A 17,622-nucleotide genomic window follows, 5' to 3' on the forward strand; every position below is an offset into this window, starting at 1 on the left:
TCTTGCTGCGTTTTGAACACAATACGGCGCAATCAGCCGCGGAAATAACGATGCGGTGTAAACGGCAACGCTACAATTTCCGCCGGGCGGGCCTTGCCACGTACCATCAGGTCCACCTTGGTGCCCGGCTCGGCAAATTCAATTGCGACATAGCCCATGGCAATCGGCGCATCGACAGTGGGGCCAAAGCCGCCACTGGTGATTTCGCCAATATCGTATCCATCCTTGTTAAGCACCATCGTATGTTCACGGGCCGGTGCCTTGCCTTCGGGTTTAATCCCGACGCGTTTGCGATCTGCCCCGTTGGCCAACTGGTCGAGAATAATATCTGCGCCCAGAAAGCCGCCTTCTTCACGGCGACGCTTGTTGATAATCCAGTTCAGATCCCCTTCCACCGGGGTGGTGGTGGTGTCGATATCGTTGCCATACAGGCACAGCCCAGCTTCAAGACGCAGCGAATCGCGCGCACCAAGGCCAATCGCCTCGACCTCGTCTTCGGCCAGCAGCAAACGGGCCAGTTTTTCGGCATCGGCTTCAGGTACTGAAATTTCAAAGCCATCTTCGCCGGTATAACCCGACCGGGTGACAAAACACGGAATACCGGCAATATCGATTTCGGCAAAAGACATGAATTTAAGGCTGGCAACATCGGGGGCAAAACGCGCCAGAACGCTGGCGGCTTCCGGCCCCTGCAAGGCCATCAGGGCACGGTCGCTCAATTCCTGCAATTCCACGCCATTATCCAGATTGGCGCGCATATGGACAATGTCGTCATCCTTGCAGCCTGCATTGATGACCAAAAACAGGCTATCGCCCGCATTGGTGATCATAAGGTCATCAAGAATGGTGCCATCATCATTGGTAAAAGCGGAATAGCGGGTCCGACCCGGCTTCAAAACGGCGATATCGCCCGGCACCAGTTTTTCCAGTTCGGCAACGCGATGTTCGCCCACCAAACGCACCTGGCCCATATGCGACACGTCAAACAACCCGGCCTTGGCACGGGTATGAAGATGTTCGCCCTTAACCCCTAACGGATATTGCACCGGCATGGCATAACCAGCAAAAGGCACCAGCTTGGCACCCAGTTCAACATGCAGATCATAAAGGGCTGTTTTATATAGATTTTCGGCTTGTTGATCCGCCATCAGGCTCTCCGTGACAGTCGTTGCGAAACATAGCCGACCATTGGCCAACCACATCCCCCTCTGTCTTGGAGCCTGAAAGAATCACCATTTCCGGGCAAAATTTGCACCGGGTCCGGCTTACATCTTCGGCGAGGCGCACATGTCAAAAACCATGCCGCCTACTTTCCAGAGTCCCATCTCCCCGCGGTCCGTTATGCCTGAGAGTTTCCGGGGTGGTTGCTCCTTCGGCGTCCGCGCTATCATTGTCAAATGACCGCGGAACTCTCCCACGGGGATCACTTGGGTATCGCCCCTTATACGGAGTGTCGGGCCATTGCACCAGTCAAAACATTACGCTGCGGCTATCATGCAGGCACAATTTAAAACCGGTCCAAAGGCCCGCAACCGTTAATTTTTGGCAAAGCGGCGATTATAATCAAGCTGGTCGTGGCTTAACTGAAAGCCCATGTAAATTTCATAGTTTGGCCCGTAATTGACATCGGCCAGCGGCACATGCAGCGATACCTGTTCGTCGGTATAGCGCACCTTGTTCGCATCCTTGGGGAAGGTCAGATCAACATCGAAAACCGATTTCTGAACAAATTCACCCCCCGGATTTTTCAGGGCGACAAAATATTGCAGATGCTGCGAACGATTGGTCGCTGCCGGGCCCATCTGGGCCGAAAATTCCGGGCTGATAAGGATATCAAGTTTCTTGTCTTCCAGATCATAGCTGCATTCGCCCTTATAGCCTTCAAACCCGGCCTCAAAAACCACGTCGGTAAGATCGCGGCCGCTATCCTTGAACTGGGTCAGTTGGGCGGTATCCGTGGGCAGGAATGTGCGCGGGCAAGACGGCACAGGCGTTTCCCCAAACGGATCGGCACCACAGGCCGCAAGGCCCGCTGCCATCAGAACCACACCAAGCGCACTTGCGCGCCGCAGATTGCATGCAATCGTCATCAAAGCCTCATTGATCAGACACGCCGAAGTCCCCGGCACAGGTAGTTTGGCGCAGTCTATGCTGTTGATCTGCCCGGCACAACCCGTTGCAGTGCACATTGTGCAATGCGCCCGACATGGCCCGGTATATTTTTCATCCAGCCCCCAACATCAAGGCCGCCAAAATAACGCCCCCACGGATCAAACAGCCCTGGCCGATGGCCCGAAAAACCGGCAACACATGGCACGGCAACCCCATAAATGGCGCACAGATCGTTATTCTCGCGGGCCAAAGCATGGCAATATATCCATGCGCCATCATTGCACCTTTGTCGCAGGCGCGTTATGTAACCGGAAATACCTGTTAACCCGATACCGGCGCAAACCGGTATCCTTTGCATTTTCGAGGCGGTGCCGATGCCCGACAAAGCGGACCTTCACATTCTGTTGGCCAACCCGCGCGGTTTTTGCGCCGGGGTGGACCGTGCCATTGAAATTGTCGAAAAGGCATTGGTCAAATACGGTGCCCCGGTTTATGTGCGCCACGAAATTGTGCATAACAAATTCGTCGTTGATCGCCTGCGCGACATGGGCGCTGTTTTTGTCGATGAGCTGGACGCCGTGCCCGATGGCGTACCGGTGATATTTTCGGCCCATGGTGTCCCCAAATCTGTGCCGCAAAATGCCGACCAGCGCGCCCTGCATTATCTGGATGCCACCTGCCCACTGGTGTCAAAGGTACACCGCGAGGCCGAACGTCACCACGCCGAAGGCAAGCATATTTTGCTGATTGGCCATGCCAGACACCCTGAAGTTGTCGGCACGATGGGCCAGTTGCCCGAGGGCAGCATGACCCTGATCGAAACCGAAAACGATGCCCTGACCGTGGCAGTTGCCGACCCGGAAAACATTGCCTTTGTTACCCAGACGACCTTGTCGCTAGATGACACGGCCAAAATGATCGCCATTTTGCAAGACCGGTTCCCGACCATTTCGGTGCCCAAAAAAGAAGACATTTGTTACGCCACCACCAACCGTCAGCATGCGGTGAAAATGATTGCCGAACGGGCAGATGCGATTTTGGTGCTGGGCGCGCCCAATTCATCAAATTCCAACCGGTTGGTGGAAGTTGCCAAACGCGAAGGCTGTGCGGTGTCGGTTCTGGTTGAGCGGGCGCGCGATATTGACTGGTCAAAACTTGCAAACATCAAAACCCTGGGCATTACGGCGGGGGCATCGGCCCCGGAAGTTCTGGTCGAGGAAGTGATTGATGCCTGTCGCGAACGTTACGAAGTCAGCGTCGAAACCCTCACCCTGACAGACGAAAACGTTACCTTCAAACTTCCCCGTGAACTTGCCAGCTAAGGATTTACGCGTTTATGGCTGTCTATACCGATGTGTCCGATGAAGATATCGCCCGTTTTGTGGCGGAATATGACATCGGCAAAGTTGTCTCGTTCAAGGGCATTGCCGAGGGCGTTGAAAACACCAATTTCCTGCTTCATACCGATCAGGCCCCGTTCATCCTGACCCTGTATGAAAAGCGGGTTGATCCCGATGATCTGCCGTTTTTTCTGGGATTGATGGACCATTTATCATCCAAGGGGTTAAATTGCCCCACCCCCATTCATGGCACCGACGGGGTTGCCTTGCGCCGCCTGTGCGGCAGGCCCGCCGCCATTACATCATTTTTGCAAGGCATGTCGCCGCGCCGCGTGCTGCCCCATCATTGTGCCGGGCTGGGCAAGGCACTGGCGAAACTGCATATCGCCGGGCAGGATTTTGACTATTACCGCCCCAATGCCCTGTCGGTAAAGGCCTGGCGCCCGCTATTTGCCAGTTGCGGCGATGACGGGGTCAACACGGTAATGCCCGGCCTTGGCGACCTGATCCACGGCGAACTTGATTATCTCGAAGCGAACTGGCCGACAAAATTGCCTGGCGGGGTTATTCACGCCGATTTATTTACCGATAACGTGTTTTTCTTCCCCGGTCAGGACGATGTTTCGGGCCTGATTGATTTCTATTTCGCCTGCAATGACCTTCTGGCCTATGACGTGGCGATTTGCCTGAACGCCTGGTGTTTTGAACCCGATAACAGCTTTAACATCACCAAGGCGCAAAACCTTCTGGCAAACTATAACCGGGCGCGCCCGCTGTCGGCCGATGAAATTGCAGCCCTGCCCGTTCTGGCGCGCGGATCGGCATTGCGGTTTTTGCTTACCCGTTTGTATGACTGGATCAATACTCCTGCCGGGGCCCTTGTGACCCCCAAAAATCCCCGCGAATATATAAACAAGCTGCGCTTTCACCAGAAGGTGGAAGCAGCAAGCGACTATGGCCTTGGGGACCGATAAAACCAATGACGCAAGACGATAAAGACACAGTCACCATTTTTACCGATGGCGCATGCAGCGGGAACCCCGGCCCCGGGGGCTGGGGCGCGATCATGCGCTTTCGCGGGGTGGAAAAGGAACTTTCGGGCGGGGACCCGGCCACCACCAACAACCGCATGGAAATGATGGCCGCGATTTCAGCACTCGAAGCCATCAAACGCCCCTGCACCGTCGATATTTATACCGACAGTTCCTATGTCCGCGACGGTATTACCAAATGGGTGTTTGGCTGGCAAAAGCGGGGCTGGAAAACCGCCGACAAAAAACCGGTTAAAAATGTGGAGCTGTGGCAGCGCCTGTTAGAAGCCGCCCGTCCACACAAAATTGAATGGCACTGGGTCAAAGGCCATGCCGGTCACCCGGAAAACGAACGGTGCGATGAACTGGCCCGTATGGCGGTTCCCAGATGAGATTAACCGACCGTCGCTTTTAAAGCGACGTGGCAAAAGCCTGGACGATTACAATCATTTAAAAACGTCCTTGGTGTTTTTTCGTTCGTATGATCAAATTATGTGGTTAAAATCAATCTTGTGCTTCGCCGTGTTGCCGGGATGCGATACAAGTAAGCAGGGGGGATGGGTATAGGATACGCATCCGAACAGGGGACAAGCGCTGGCCAAAAGACTAGGCCAGTCAGGAGGGATCGTTGTCGTACGGGTCTTACGGCTTTTTGCAGCGAAAATCGCTTAGCAGCCGGCTGCTGTTCATTGCGCTGCCGCTTGTCGCTTTATGCTGTTTGATCCTGTTCGTTATTTTTGGCTATGCCAGCTATGTTGGCCTGCGCGATGATCTGAACGAAAAAATCGAACAAACCGCCGATATCAATGCCCGCGTTCTGGCAACGCCGTTCTGGTATCTTGATGTTGATAATATTGAATCCGCCCTGAACGCCATGAGCCGCGACCGCGATATTGTCGCCGTGCGCGCATTGGGGGCCGATGGCACCGAATTTGCCCGGACCGGCGCATCACAAGACGAGCTTAAAAACACATTGCGCCTGTCGCGCCGGGTTTACTTTGAACGCAACAATGTCCGCCATGATGTGGGCGAACTGGTCATTCATTTTACCGAAGCACGGGTTCGCGAACTGTTGTGGCAACGGGTCGTCATTGATCTGATCCTGTTTGCGTTGCTGATCGCGGTTGTAACAGCCAGCCTGCTGATTGCCAATCACCGGTCGATCAAGGAACCCCTGTCGCGGCTTTTGCATTCCATCCGCATGACCAAACATGGCCGACTCCGCCGCCCGGTCGAATGGAACAGCGCTGACGAGCTTGGCCTGCTTATTCGCGAATATAATGAAATGGTGGCCTTACAGGGCCAGGCCCAGGAAGAAGCCCAGCGCAAACAGGCCCTTTTGGAAGCCACCCTGCATAATATCGGCCAGGGAATTTGCCTGTTTGATCAGGATTTGAACCTGATGGTGTGGAATGAACGCTATATCGAGCTTCTGAACCTGCCCCGCGACCTGGTTAAGGAAGGCACCCCGCTTTCGGATATTTTGCGCTTTAACGGGGAACGCGGCGAATATGGCGAAGTCAGCATCCCGGCCCTGATATCAGACCGGGTGGCGATTGCACGCCGACGCGAACCCTATCGCATGGAACGCACCCGCCCCAATGGCCGGGTTGTACAGGTTGACCATAACCCGATGCCCGGTGGCGGCTATGTTGCCACCTATACCGACATTACCGAACGCAAACAGACCGAGGCCCGCATGCGCCACCTGGCCGTGCATGACGTGCTGACCAGCCTGCCCAACCGGACCCTGTTTCTGGACCGCTTGCGCCAGGCTTTGCTGTCGGCCCGCCGGTTTCAGCGCGGTGTCACGGTATTGTTTGTCGATCTGGACCGGTTCAAGGACATTAACGACCATTTCGGCCATGATGTCGGCGATTTGATGATCCAGGAAATGGGTCAGCGCCTGTCGCGGATCATTCGCGATTCAGACACAGCCGCCCGCTTGGGTGGTGACGAATTCGCCATTATCCAGACCGATGTGCAAAATATCGAAGACACCATTGTTCTGGCCCAGCGCATTATCGAAGATTTGTCGCAACCTTTTGATTGCCGCGGCATTCGCCTGCATTCAACCGCCAGCATCGGCATCACCCTGTTCCCCGAGGATGGCGACAACCCCGAACAGCTGGTTAAAAACGCCGATATGGCGATGTATGCCGCCAAGGCCGAAGGCCGCAACAATTACCGTTTCTTCCTGCCCTCGATGCATGAGCGGGTCAAGGAACGCAAAACCATCGAAGAAGATTTGCGCAACGCCCTGGATTCCAACCAGTTAGTGCTGTTTTACCAGCCCAAGGTCGATTGCCAGACCGAACAGGTGGTCGGGGCCGAGGCCCTGGTGCGCTGGAACCACCCGCAACGCGGCCTGATTTTGCCTGGTGAATTTATTTCGGTGGCCGAAGAATGCGGGCTGATTAACCGCCTTGGCGCGTGGGTCCTGCGCGAGGCCTGCAGGCAAACACAAATCTGGCGCGAAAACGGTATGCCCGATTTGCGCATGGCAGTGAACCTGTCGCCGGCTCAGTTTCAGGATGCCGAACTTGTCCGCACGGTAACCAAAACCCTGGAAACCACCAAACTGCCCGAAGGCACGCTGGAGCTGGAAATTACCGAATCGATCCTGATGAACAACCCGGAAAAAGCCGTTTCCACCCTTAAGGAACTGAAAAAACTCGGCGTTGGCATTTCGATTGACGATTTTGGCACCGGTTATTCATCGCTGAATTACCTTAAACGCTTCCCGGTAACATCGATCAAGATCGACCGTTCCTTTGTCAGTGATATCAATGTCGATCCTGACGACATGGCGATTGTCGATGCCGTGATCGGGCTTGGGCACAGCCTGCACCTTGATGTGATTGCCGAAGGGGTGGAAGAAATTGAACAACTGCAATATTTGCAACAAAAGGGCTGCGATTTTATTCAGGGTTTCCTGTTTTCCCGGCCCCTGCCAGTGCCGGTATTTGAAAAATGGGTTACGGAACGCGCCGCGAAATACAAGGCATCCATCCTCGAGGCGGAAATCGTTAAACGCGAACTCTGATCCTGTTTTCAGCCCCGCATAAACCGCGCCCGAAACACCCCGGCAAAAAACCGCGTTTCCCGCTGGCCCTGTTATGTATCGCCAGGATCAGTAAATCGTTGCCGGGTCGTGTCGGTGACCGCCAATGTCATTATCGGCATCGGCATTGCGATACTGATCCACCCGTCCATCCACCAGTTTGACCATATCGGTCATGATCCCGACCAGTTGGTAATCCTTGGGGGTGTAAACCGCCGCCACCCCCATTTGCCGCAAAATCAGCATGTCGGCCTCGGGAATGATCCCGCCCACCACCACCGGAATGTGCGCAGCCCCAGCATCGCGCAGGCCGCGCACCACATCACGCACCAACGCCACATGCGAGCCCGACAAAATAGACAGGCCAACGATATGCGCCTTGTGGGTCAGGGCATTTTGCACCAGATCATCGGGCGTCCAGCGAATACCGTCATATAAAACATCAATACCGGCATCCCCGGCCTTCATGGCAATTTGTTCGGCCCCGTTGGAATGACCATCCAGCCCCGGCTTGCCGACCAGCATTTTCATCCGGGTGCCCAGGCGGGCCGACACCGCATCTACCTTTTGGCGCAAATCGGTCATTTTGCCATCGGCCCCGTCATCATCTGACAAAATGATCGAGGTAACCCCGGTCGGGGCGCGATATTCACCAAAAACAACACGCAGGGTTTGCGCCCATTCCCCGGTTGTGACCCCGGCATGGGCACAGGCGATGGAAGGTTCCATGATATTTCCGCCGTTCCGGGCCGCCTGTTCCAGTTTTTGCAGACTGGCCTTTACCGCGTCGTTATCCCGGGTTTCGCGCCAACGGGCCAGTTTGTCGATCTGGTCGCCTTCGGCCATATCATCCACCGTCATGATCGATGAAATGCCATCAGCGGTTAGCGGCGAAGGTTCGGTTTCAACAAAGGCATTCACACCAACAATGCGGGTCACGTCGTTTTCAATATCGGCCAGCCGACGGGCGTTGGCACGCACCAGTTCGCCTTTCATATAACCGCTATCAACCGCGGCAATCGCCCCGCCCATAGCATCTATTTTTGCCAGTTCGTCCAGCGCGCCCTGTTTTAACATCGCCACCTTGCGCTCGATCGCGGGATTGCCATCAAACAGGTCTTCATATTCCAAAAGGTCGGTTTCATAGGCCATAATCTGTTGCAAACGCAAAGACCATTGCTGGTCCCACGGGCGCGGCAGGCCCAGGGCCTCGTTCCAGGCGGGAAGCTGCACCGCGCGCGCGCGGGCATTTTTTGATAACACCACCGACAGCATTTCAATCAGAATACGGTATACATTGTTTTCGGGTTGCTGTTCCGTCAGGCCCAGTGAATTCACCTGCACGCCATAGCGAAAACGGCGGAACTTTTCATCGGTAATGCCATACCGCGTGCGTGTGATCTCGTCCCACAGCTCGCAAAAAGCCCGCATTTTGCAAATTTCGGTGACAAAGCGAATACCGGCATTCACAAAAAACGAAATCCGGCCAACAACCTGGCCAAATTCATTCATCGGCACCTGGCCCGAATCGCGCACGGCATCAAGCACCGCAACCGCCGTTGCCAGGGCAAAGGCCAGTTCCTGTTCCGGCGTCGCCCCGGCTTCTTGCAAATGATAGGAACACACATTCATCGGGTTCCATTTTGGCACCTCGCGATAGGTAAATGCCGCGACATCGGTAATCAGTTTCAAACTGGGGGCTGGCGGGAAAATATAGGTCCCGCGCGACAGATATTCCTTGATGATGTCGTTTTGGGTGGTGCCTTGCAAATCGGCGCGGTTAACACCCTGCTTTTCCGCCACCGCAATATAAAGGGCCAGCAACCATGCCGCCGGGGCGTTGATGGTCATGGATGTATTCATTTTATCTAGCGGGATGCCGTCAAACAAAGCAGCCATATCACCCAGATGCGATACCGGCACGCCGACCTTGCCCACCTCACCGCGCGCCAGAACATGGTCCGAGTCATACCCGGTCTGGGTTGGTAAATCGAAGGCCACCGACAGCCCGGTTTGCCCCTTGGCCAGGTTTTGCCGATACAGCGCGTTGGATGCCTGGGCCGAGCTATGCCCGGCATAGGTGCGGATCAGCCATGGCCGGTCGCGTTCCGGCGATGTTGCAGTGCGTGTGCGATCTGATGACATGGCGACCTCGCGTACATTTGTTGCTTAAACGCTTTCCGATTGTTTCGTGAAAACGTTCTTAAATTACCTACTGGACATTCAATGGGTAATTATATAACAATTTGTGCAACGCGATAAAAGCAAAATTACGCAATACAGTGAAACCAAAGCGTTAGATGCCATCGCAATCGGGGGGACTCGCCATTTCGACTCCCCAAAGCCGACAAGTCGTTATTCCGTGCCATGCGCGGCCCGAAAAAGGAGTGAAGGCCATGAACACCGCCGCTGAGATCGTATCGTGCCGGGGCGGACCGGACGTCAAAGACCTTTATGACATTGGCGAAATCCCGCCACTGGGCCATGTGCCAAAACAGATGTATGCCTGGGTCATTCGCCGTGAACGTCATGGCGACCCCGATACCGCAATGCAATGCGAAGTGGTGGATGTCCCGATCCTCGACTCGCACGAGGTGCTGGTTCTGGTGATGGCGGCCGGGGTGAATTACAACGGCGTCTGGGCGGCCCTTGGCAAACCGATTTCGGTATTTGATGTTCATCACGAACCGTTTCACATTGCCGGGTCCGATGCCGCAGGCATTGTCTGGGCTGTGGGTTCCAAGGTCACACGCTGGAAAGTGGGCGACGAAGTTGTTGTTCACTGCAACCAGGATGACGGCGATGACGAGGAATGCAATGGCGGCGACCCGATGTTATCGCCCACCCAGCGCATTTGGGGCTATGAAACCCCCGACGGGTCCTTTGCCCAGTTTACCAATGTGCAATCGCAACAGTTAATGCCTCGCCCCAAACACCTGACCTGGGAAGAAAGTGCGTGCTATATCCTGACGCTGGCCACCGCCTATCGCATGTTGTTTGGTCATCGACCGCATATTTTGCGCCCCGGCCATAATGTGCTGGTCTGGGGGGCATCGGGCGGGCTGGGATCAATGGCGATCCAGTTGATCACGACCGCCGGGGCCAATGCCATTGGCGTTATTTCCGATGAAAGCAAACGCGAATTTGTGCTGGGCCTGGGGGCCAAGGCCGTCATCAACCGCAAGGATTTTAATTGCTGGGGCCAGCTTCCCACCGTGAATGGCCCGGAATTTGGCGCCTACATGCAAGAAGTGCGCAAATTTGGCAAGGCGATCTGGGATATTACCGGCAAGGGCGTTGATGTCGACATTGTATTTGAGCATCCGGGCGAACAGACATTCCCCGTTTCGTGCAATGTGGCCAAACGTGGTGGCATGGTGGTTTTTTGTGCCGGTACCACCGGCTTTAACCTGACATTTGATGCCCGTTTTGTCTGGATGCGGCAAAAACGCATTCAGGGCAGCCATTTTGCCAACTTGAAACAGGCGGCACAGGCCAACACGCTGGTGATCGAACGCCGGATCGACCCCAGCATGTCGGATGTGTTTTCGTGGGAAGATATTCCGCGCGCCCACATGAAAATGATGCGCAACGAACACAAGCCCGGCAACATGGCCGTGCTGGTTCAGGCCAAACGCCCGGGTATGCATACGCTTGAAGACGCAGTCGAAGGATAATCCCACATGGCATCGATGCTGGTCCCCTCAGCCCATCTTGATGCCCCTTTGACTGTGACCGGTGTGATCTCGCCCGAACGTCGCCCGTTTTGGGCGGGATCACTCCATCCCATAGCTGAACCACGCGATAAACAGTTTTGCCATTTGACGGCCGCACCACATCATAATGGCAACCGCATCCCCAATTACCACGCCAGCCGATGCCGCACATGGAACGGCAAAGCCCCCTTCGTGATCTGCAGTGCCAGATCCGCGCCTGACAGGATAAAGCAATGAACGCCACAGCAAAAAATGCCATCATCCCGAACCTGACATCCCTGTGTGACGGGGCCCTTGATGCACTGGACCCGCTTTATGCCGCAACACAGGATGCGGTGAAAAGCACGGTTTGCCCCGATGGCAAACTCGACGCTGATCTGGTGGAGCAACATCAATTCGCCGCCCACGGCTTTGCCTGGTTTGCCACCTATGTCAACGCGCTGCGCCAGATGCGGGCCTGGGCCGGGCGGCTGGAACAGCAAGATAAATTCGGGCGGCTGGAACAACTGATTTTGCAGGCGGCCTTTGGCGAATATCTGGCGCAAATTGCCGGGGGCATCGCCATGTCACAAGGCGAGATCATTCGGTTGGGCGCAATGGGCACCGATATTGCCAGCATAACAGCATTTAATGCCAGCCCCGCCGTTCAAACCCTGATCGCACAGGGCAATGTCGATGCGACACGTCGCGCCATCGCTGATGAAATTAACGACAGCCTTGCCAGCGGCCAATTTGGCCATAGCGGGCTGGAAGACGACACCCTTGATATGGTCCGCGACCAGTTTCGCCGATTTGTTGAGGAAAAAGTCAGCCCGCATGCCCATGGCTGGCACGCGCGTGACGAACTGATCCCGATTGAAATTGTCAATGAAATGGCCGAACTGGGCGTGTTTGGCCTGACCATTCCCGAAGAATTTGGCGGGCTGGGTATGGGAAAAACCGCCATGTGTGTGGTCACCGAGGAACTTTCGCGCGGTTATATCGGGGTCGGTTCGCTTGGGACGCGATCCGAAATTGCCGCCGAACTGATCCGCCTGGGCGGCACCGATGCGCAAAAGGAACATTACCTGCCCAAACTGGCCTCGGGCGAAATTTTACCCACGGCAGTATTTACCGAACCCAATAACGGGTCCGATTTGGCAAATTTGCGCACCCGTGCCGTTAAAAACGACGATCATTACAGCATAACGGGCAACAAAACCTGGATCACCCATGCCGCCCGCTCTGATTTAATGACGCTTTTGGCGCGCACCAACCCCGATCAGGCCGGGTATCGCGGCCTGTCGATGTTGCTGGCGGAAAAACCGCGTGGTTGCGACGAAAACCCGTTCCCGGCCAAGGGCATGACCGGTGGCGAGATCGCGGTTTTGGGCTATCGCGGTATGAAGGAATATGAACTGGGCTTTGACGGGTTTAACGTGCCGGTCGAAAACCTTTTGGGTGGGGTGGAAGGACAGGGATTTAAACAATTAATGGCAACGTTTGAATCCGCCCGCATCCAGACCGCAGCCCGGGCCGTCGGGGTGGCGCAAAATGCCCTGGAAATTGGCATGCGCTACGCCCAGGACCGCATTCAGTTTGGCAAACCGCTTTATGCTTTTCCACGTGTGTATGGCAAAATCGCCTGGATGGTGGTCGAAACCATGATTGCGCGCCAGCTGACCTATTTTTCTGCGATCGAAAAAGACCAGGACATTCGCTGTGACATTGAAGCGGGCATGGCAAAGTTGCTGGGCGCACGCGTGGCGTGGTCCAACGCCGATAATGCCCTGCAAATTCACGGCGGCAATGGCTATGCCACCGAATACCAGATCAGCCGGGTGTTATGTGATGCGCGCATTTTAAACATTTTTGAAGGGGCGGCCGAAATTCAGGCACAGGTCGTGACCCGTGGGCTTTTGGGGCGCTAAAAATTTAGTCCGTCCCCAAACCGAACCGGGGCCAATTGGCCCAGCCTTGCGGGTGTCAGCATGCTGGCACCCGTTTTTTTTCCGTATCAACCTAAAGTACAATATGACATCGCCCCCCATTAAGAGATAGGCTTCATGACAACAAAATGAATTATCAGAGAAAAACTGATAAATCCAAAGGAGACGTCCCATGGATATTCGCCAGGCAGCCTCAGGGGCTGTATCCCTGACCCATGCCCGCGCTGCATTTGATGTCATATCCCCGCATCTTGGCCAACTCGCCAAAGATTTTACCGCCTGTCTGGCCGATACGTCCCGCCCGGACGCCGCCCAAAAAGCAACAGCACTCGCGCAATACTGGCAGGATTTGTTCAGTGCCAGTGGCCCCGAAACCATCACCCGTGAATTGGGTAAAAACCCGCTCGCCACTCTGTTTCCTGCCGCCACCATACCCTTGCTGGTTACGGCATATGAAAATGCCATATCGACCGCCCTGCACCATGTGGCTGCACATATGCATGCTCGCAAGGCACAATTGTGCGCCGATGCCCTTCGCACCACGTTTTGCACCGATATGGGGGCGGTTCTGGGGCGGCTGGCCATAACCGGCCCGGCCAGCACCGACCATCGCACAAACAGCGAAATTCAGGCAATTTCGGAAATTATCGAACGCGAAACCGACAACATCATTTCCGAAGTCGGCTTTCAGGCCGGGCGGATGAATGACGTTTCGCAAGTGATGGAAACCGATTCGCGCGAACTGTCCAAACTGGTGGAACGCATTACCGAAACCACCGCAATTGCCAGCGGCAATGTTGCCACCGTTGCCGCAGCCACCGAAGAATTACAGGCATCAAGCCAGGAAATTGCCCAACGCATTCACCAAACCAGCGATATCGCCGGGCAAGCTGTGATCCGGGTTGAGGAAACGACAGGGACAATGGCCAGCCTGTCAAACACGGCAGGTGAAATTGGCAAGGTGGTCGATATTGTTAAACGCATTTCCGACCAGACCAAAATGCTGGCCTTGAATGCCACCATCGAAGCCGCCCGGGCCGGAGATGCGGGCAAAGGTTTTGCAGTGGTCGCCAATGAGGTGAAGAACCTTGCCACCCAGACGGAAAAAGCCATTTCCGATATCAATGCGCAAATTCAGGCGATTCAGCAGGCAACATCAAGTGCGGTGGGTGCCATCGAAGGCATTGGCAGCGCCATTGACGAAGTCAGCCGCCTGTCGGGCGATATTTCGGTTTCGATCGAACAGCAAACTGCCGCGATCAACGAAATTTCAGGCAGCGCACAGGAAGTATCCACCCATATGGGGGGCATTGCCGAAGATATCAGCCTGGCCCACAGCAAAGCGCAGAATGCACGCGATACATCGGAAAACCTGCGCGGACTGGCCACCAACATCCGCCGCGATGTAACAGAAATGGACCAGCGTTTCCGGGCCGTTTTGCGCACCACAGCCACCCGTGACGGCAGCAACAATGACAGCAATAACAAGACCCGCCGCCGCGTGCCAATTGCCGTTGATATCATGGTTGATTTTGGCAAAGGTGACAGCCGTACAGGTGTTACCGCCGACATGTCGACTGCGGGGTTGCTCGCCCGCATTGACGCCAGTGAAAAAGATGCCGGGAAAGCGGTTTCGATTACACTGGAGGGCAATACAAAACTGCACGGCACCTTAAAGGCGGTATCAAACCTTGGGGCCCATATCCAGTTTGATCAACTCACCGCAGAAGCCCACAAAGTGATCGACGACATGCTGGTTAAAACCCGGGCGCATGACGAAAAAATCGCCGAGCTGGGCAAACCGTTGGCACAGCAACTTGGCAAGCTGTTTGACGATGCTGTTCGCCGTGGTGAATTAAAAATCAATGATCTGATGCAGCCACGTTACCAATTGATCGAGGGGACAGACCCCAAACAATTTACCACACCGTTTTTAAACTTTACCGACACCCATTTTGGCCCCTTGCAAGAAAGCGCGTTGAGCAAGGATTCGCATATTGTGTTTGCCGTTGCGGTAGACCAGAACGGTTATTTGCCCACCCATAACAAGGTTTTCAGCCAGCCCCAACGGCCCAATGACCCTGTATGGAACACCGGAAACGCGCGCCACCGCCGCATTTTTGATGACCGCGCCGGGCTGATGGCGGCGCGCAACACCAAACCGGTCTTCTTGCAAACCTATTTCCGCGACATGGGCGACAAGGTGGTCTTCATGAAGGAATGCGATGTGCCGATTATGGTGAATGGCAAACATTGGGGCAATTTGCGCATCGGTTATCGCGCCTGATACGCCCGCACATCATAAAACAACGGGGCACGCCAACCATGCCCCGCTGTTTCTATCCGAAGTTCACCCCAATATTTTGCTTAGCGAAATTCGAACAGTTCCTGATGAAAGCGGGTATCGGGCAAGCCATTCCCGGTCAGGTCACGCGACAGGGCCGTTCCAAAATCGCGCGGACCACAAAACCAGAAACTGGCCGATTTCCAGTCTGCAACATCGTTGCGCACCTGTTCGCCGGTTAAAAAACCATCCCGGCTATCAACAATGATGTGCAAATTAATGCCCGCCCGGTACGCCAGATCTTTTAACCGGAGCGACAGCTTTTCATCCTCGACCGGCACGGCATGATACAGGTCGATATTTCGTCGCGCCGCGCCCGCCGGAAGCTGGGCCAAATCCTTGAGCCGGGCCAGGAACGGCGTGATGCCAATGCCACCGCCGATCCAAACCTGCCGCGCGTCGGCATCATCAAAGGTAAACCCGCCATAGGGGCCTTCGACCCGGGCTGTGCTGCCCGGTTTCAGGCGACTGTGCAATGTACTGGTATAATCGCCAAGCGCCTTGATCAGTATTTTAAGCCTGCCATCGGAGGGATTCCAGGCCGAGGCAATGGTAAAGGGATGCGCGCCTTCCTTGTCATCAAAGGTCACAAAGGCAAACTGCCCGGCCCGATGCCCGGGCCACTGCTGGCCAACATTGACGGTCACTTCAACCGACTGCATTGTCGGGAATGTCTCAATTTTTTCAAGTGTGGCGGTGATGGTGGATCGACGCCCGACACGGTTGGTCAGCACAAGCACAGCGCTATAGGCCCCGGCCAGCAAAAGAACGCCCAAAATCATGCCAGAGGGCGTCACCCAATCGTCAAAATTAAACAAAACCGCCGCGTGAAAAACCAGCGCCAGATAGGCAATGGCGATCAATTTATGGGTTTTCACAAACCAGCGATAGGGAACCAGCTTGACCAAGGCCACCACCATCAAGGCCACAGCGGCATAAAAACTCCATTCGCCAATGCCTTCGGCCAGATGTTTTTGCGACATCAAAAACTGCTGAAGCGCCCCCATACCTTCGCGCGACGGGCGCGGCGGGCGACTAATTTCGATCAAACCAAGATCCCGCGCCCATTTGGGGGCTTCGATCCACAGCCAGTGGGTTACAGCCATTACCAGGGCCGTTATCCCCAGCCATTTATGCAGGCGATAGGTTTTATCCAACCCGCCCAGCCATGGTTCCAGCCATTTGGGGCGGGTGGCCAGCACCAGGATCAGGCTCATCGACGAAATGGCGATCAGTCCGGTGAGTTGCAGAAACTGGTTTCGCAGTAAAATGATATTGTCCTGCGCCCAGAAATCAGGGTGAAACCCGATCCAGAAGCCTGCCACAACCAACAGAAACAAACAGAAAATCCATTTGATGTTTCGCATGATCTCGTCCTTTGCGCTTGCGCCGCTTTCATCTTCAGGGCCATTTGCCGTCCCCCTGTTAGATCACAAACACGTCGCACAAGTATGGCGGAAGATCAAAGTTTTGTAATGAATTGTATCAGTTAATCCGTTGATTTTGCGACTGTAATTCAGAATTATCCCAATCTTGGCACTTACGCGATAATCTGCCGTGCACATCGAGATGACAAAGCTGGTCAGGATGCTTCCGGACGCAGCATCCACAAGATCGGCGCAAATATCGTCCTACCGATCAATTTCGCCAACATCTATCAGGTCAACTTCCCGACCCAGCGTGCGCTTATAGGCAATCAACTGTTTGTGTGCCATCAACGGAATCGTGCATCCTTCATAAGTCCGCAGTTCGACTGTGGCATAATCAATATCAAGTGCCACCCATTCCCCCGATGCGCGATCCTGAATGCGTGGACGGTCATCGCTGCCAATTTCGATTTTCACCCCCTCATACACAAACTGCACATAGGTCAGATCCCATCCTGCCTCTTGCTGGCGGGTGGCCGGTTTGCGAACAAAATCGTGTAACGCATCAACCAACGGCCAGAAATGCGCATCAGGCACAAACAGGTCAATATCATTCAATGGCCGCGTGCCGCCATATGCCCGCACGGCCAGCCCACCACAATAAAGCCGCAGGGCACTGGCGTAGCGGAGTTTTCCTTCAATCCATTCCAACGCTTTCAT

Annotated in this window: 13 protein-coding genes and 1 riboswitch; of the genes, 7 read left to right on the top strand and 6 right to left on the bottom strand. The window is 55.0% G+C overall.

Annotated features, from left to right (window positions below):
• Window positions 1–32: 32 nt before the first annotated feature.
• The 3 genes from gcvT to AAC086_RS16295 all read right to left on the bottom strand — a co-directional run bounded on the left by gcvT (window position 33) and on the right by AAC086_RS16295 (window position 2,362).
• Window positions 33–1,148, bottom strand: a complete 1,116-nt coding sequence (gcvT, locus tag AAC086_RS16285; RefSeq protein ID WP_339780230.1) for a glycine cleavage system aminomethyltransferase GcvT — start codon at window positions 1,146–1,148, stop codon at window positions 33–35.
• A 174-nt stretch (window positions 1,149–1,322) separates the two neighbouring features.
• Window positions 1,323–1,427, bottom strand: a riboswitch (glycine riboswitch).
• 108 nt (window positions 1,428–1,535) lie between these two features.
• Entirely contained in the window at window positions 1,536–2,090 is a 555-nt protein-coding gene (locus tag AAC086_RS16290) for a hypothetical protein (protein ID WP_339780232.1), read from the bottom strand.
• A gap of 56 nt (window positions 2,091–2,146) precedes the next feature.
• On the bottom strand, window positions 2,147–2,362 hold the full coding sequence (locus AAC086_RS16295; RefSeq protein WP_339780233.1) for a hypothetical protein: 216 nt from the start codon (window positions 2,360–2,362) through the stop codon (window positions 2,147–2,149).
• Between the two features lie 124 nt (window positions 2,363–2,486).
• On the opposite strand from AAC086_RS16295, the gene ispH reads away from it, so the two are divergent.
• The 4 genes from ispH (at window position 2,487) to AAC086_RS16315 (ending at window position 7,529) form a co-directional block, all read left to right on the top strand.
• Window positions 2,487–3,434, top strand: coding sequence for a 4-hydroxy-3-methylbut-2-enyl diphosphate reductase (ispH, locus tag AAC086_RS16300; RefSeq protein WP_339780234.1), 948 nt, complete (start codon window positions 2,487–2,489; stop codon window positions 3,432–3,434).
• Window positions 3,435–3,448: 14 nt separating this feature from the next.
• Entirely contained in the window at window positions 3,449–4,426 is a 978-nt protein-coding gene (locus AAC086_RS16305; RefSeq protein WP_339780235.1) for a homoserine kinase, read from the top strand.
• Window positions 4,427–4,431: 5 nt separating this feature from the next.
• Entirely contained in the window at window positions 4,432–4,875 is a 444-nt protein-coding gene (rnhA, locus tag AAC086_RS16310; RefSeq protein ID WP_339780236.1) for a ribonuclease HI, read from the top strand.
• A 236-nt stretch (window positions 4,876–5,111) separates the two neighbouring features.
• Window positions 5,112–7,529, top strand: coding sequence for an EAL domain-containing protein (locus AAC086_RS16315; RefSeq protein ID WP_339780238.1), 2,418 nt, complete (start codon window positions 5,112–5,114; stop codon window positions 7,527–7,529).
• Between the two features lie 87 nt (window positions 7,530–7,616).
• Here AAC086_RS16315 and AAC086_RS16320 read toward each other — a convergent pair whose 3' ends face one another.
• The gene (locus AAC086_RS16320; protein WP_339780240.1) at window positions 7,617–9,692 is read right to left on the bottom strand and encodes a protein meaA; all 2,076 of its coding nucleotides are present in this window, start codon (window positions 9,690–9,692) and stop codon (window positions 7,617–7,619) included.
• A gap of 251 nt (window positions 9,693–9,943) precedes the next feature.
• Here AAC086_RS16320 and ccrA point away from each other — a divergent pair, with 251 nt between their 5' ends.
• From ccrA to AAC086_RS16335, 3 genes are all read left to right on the top strand, one after another.
• Window positions 9,944–11,224, top strand: a complete 1,281-nt coding sequence (gene ccrA / locus AAC086_RS16325; protein ID WP_339780242.1) for a crotonyl-CoA carboxylase/reductase — start codon at window positions 9,944–9,946, stop codon at window positions 11,222–11,224.
• Between the two features lie 272 nt (window positions 11,225–11,496).
• On the top strand, window positions 11,497–13,173 hold the full coding sequence (locus AAC086_RS16330; protein ID WP_339780243.1) for an acyl-CoA dehydrogenase family protein: 1,677 nt from the start codon (window positions 11,497–11,499) through the stop codon (window positions 13,171–13,173).
• 190 nt (window positions 13,174–13,363) lie between these two features.
• Window positions 13,364–15,478, top strand: coding sequence for a methyl-accepting chemotaxis protein (locus AAC086_RS16335; RefSeq protein WP_339780245.1), 2,115 nt, complete (start codon window positions 13,364–13,366; stop codon window positions 15,476–15,478).
• An 80-nt stretch (window positions 15,479–15,558) separates the two neighbouring features.
• Here AAC086_RS16335 and AAC086_RS16340 read toward each other — a convergent pair whose 3' ends face one another.
• Together AAC086_RS16340 and AAC086_RS16345 are read right to left on the bottom strand one after the other, a co-directional pair.
• Window positions 15,559–16,902, bottom strand: coding sequence for a ferric reductase-like transmembrane domain-containing protein (locus AAC086_RS16340; RefSeq protein ID WP_339780247.1), 1,344 nt, complete (start codon window positions 16,900–16,902; stop codon window positions 15,559–15,561).
• Window positions 16,903–17,166: 264 nt separating this feature from the next.
• The gene (locus tag AAC086_RS16345) at window positions 17,167–17,622 is read right to left on the bottom strand and encodes a hypothetical protein (protein WP_339780248.1); all 456 of its coding nucleotides are present in this window, start codon (window positions 17,620–17,622) and stop codon (window positions 17,167–17,169) included.

The sequence above is a fragment of the uncultured Thalassospira sp. genome (genome assembly GCF_963976115.1).
Lineage (GTDB): Bacteria > Pseudomonadota > Alphaproteobacteria > Rhodospirillales > Thalassospiraceae > Thalassospira.

Bases quoted from the DNA above. Each gene is read 5' to 3' on its own strand.
- rnhA (WP_339780236.1), top strand. From the start codon at position 4,432: ATGACGCAAGACGATAAAGACACAGTCACCATTTTTACCGATGGCGCA.
- AAC086_RS16330 (WP_339780243.1), top strand. From the start codon at position 11,497: ATGAACGCCACAGCAAAAAATGCCATCATCCCGAACCTGACATCCCTG.
- gcvT (WP_339780230.1), bottom strand. From the start codon at position 1,148: ATGGCGGATCAACAAGCCGAAAATCTATATAAAACAGCCCTTTATGAT.
- AAC086_RS16345 (WP_339780248.1), bottom strand. From the start codon at position 17,622: ATGAAAGCGTTGGAATGGATTGAAGGAAAACTCCGCTACGCCAGTGCC.
- AAC086_RS16320 (WP_339780240.1), bottom strand. From the start codon at position 9,692: ATGTCATCAGATCGCACACGCACTGCAACATCGCCGGAACGCGACCGG.
- ispH (WP_339780234.1), top strand. From the start codon at position 2,487: ATGCCCGACAAAGCGGACCTTCACATTCTGTTGGCCAACCCGCGCGGT.
- AAC086_RS16335 (WP_339780245.1), top strand. From the start codon at position 13,364: ATGGATATTCGCCAGGCAGCCTCAGGGGCTGTATCCCTGACCCATGCC.
- ccrA (WP_339780242.1), top strand. From the start codon at position 9,944: ATGAACACCGCCGCTGAGATCGTATCGTGCCGGGGCGGACCGGACGTC.
- AAC086_RS16290 (WP_339780232.1), bottom strand. From the start codon at position 2,090: ATGACGATTGCATGCAATCTGCGGCGCGCAAGTGCGCTTGGTGTGGTT.
- AAC086_RS16340 (WP_339780247.1), bottom strand. From the start codon at position 16,902: ATGCGAAACATCAAATGGATTTTCTGTTTGTTTCTGTTGGTTGTGGCA.
- AAC086_RS16305 (WP_339780235.1), top strand. From the start codon at position 3,449: ATGGCTGTCTATACCGATGTGTCCGATGAAGATATCGCCCGTTTTGTG.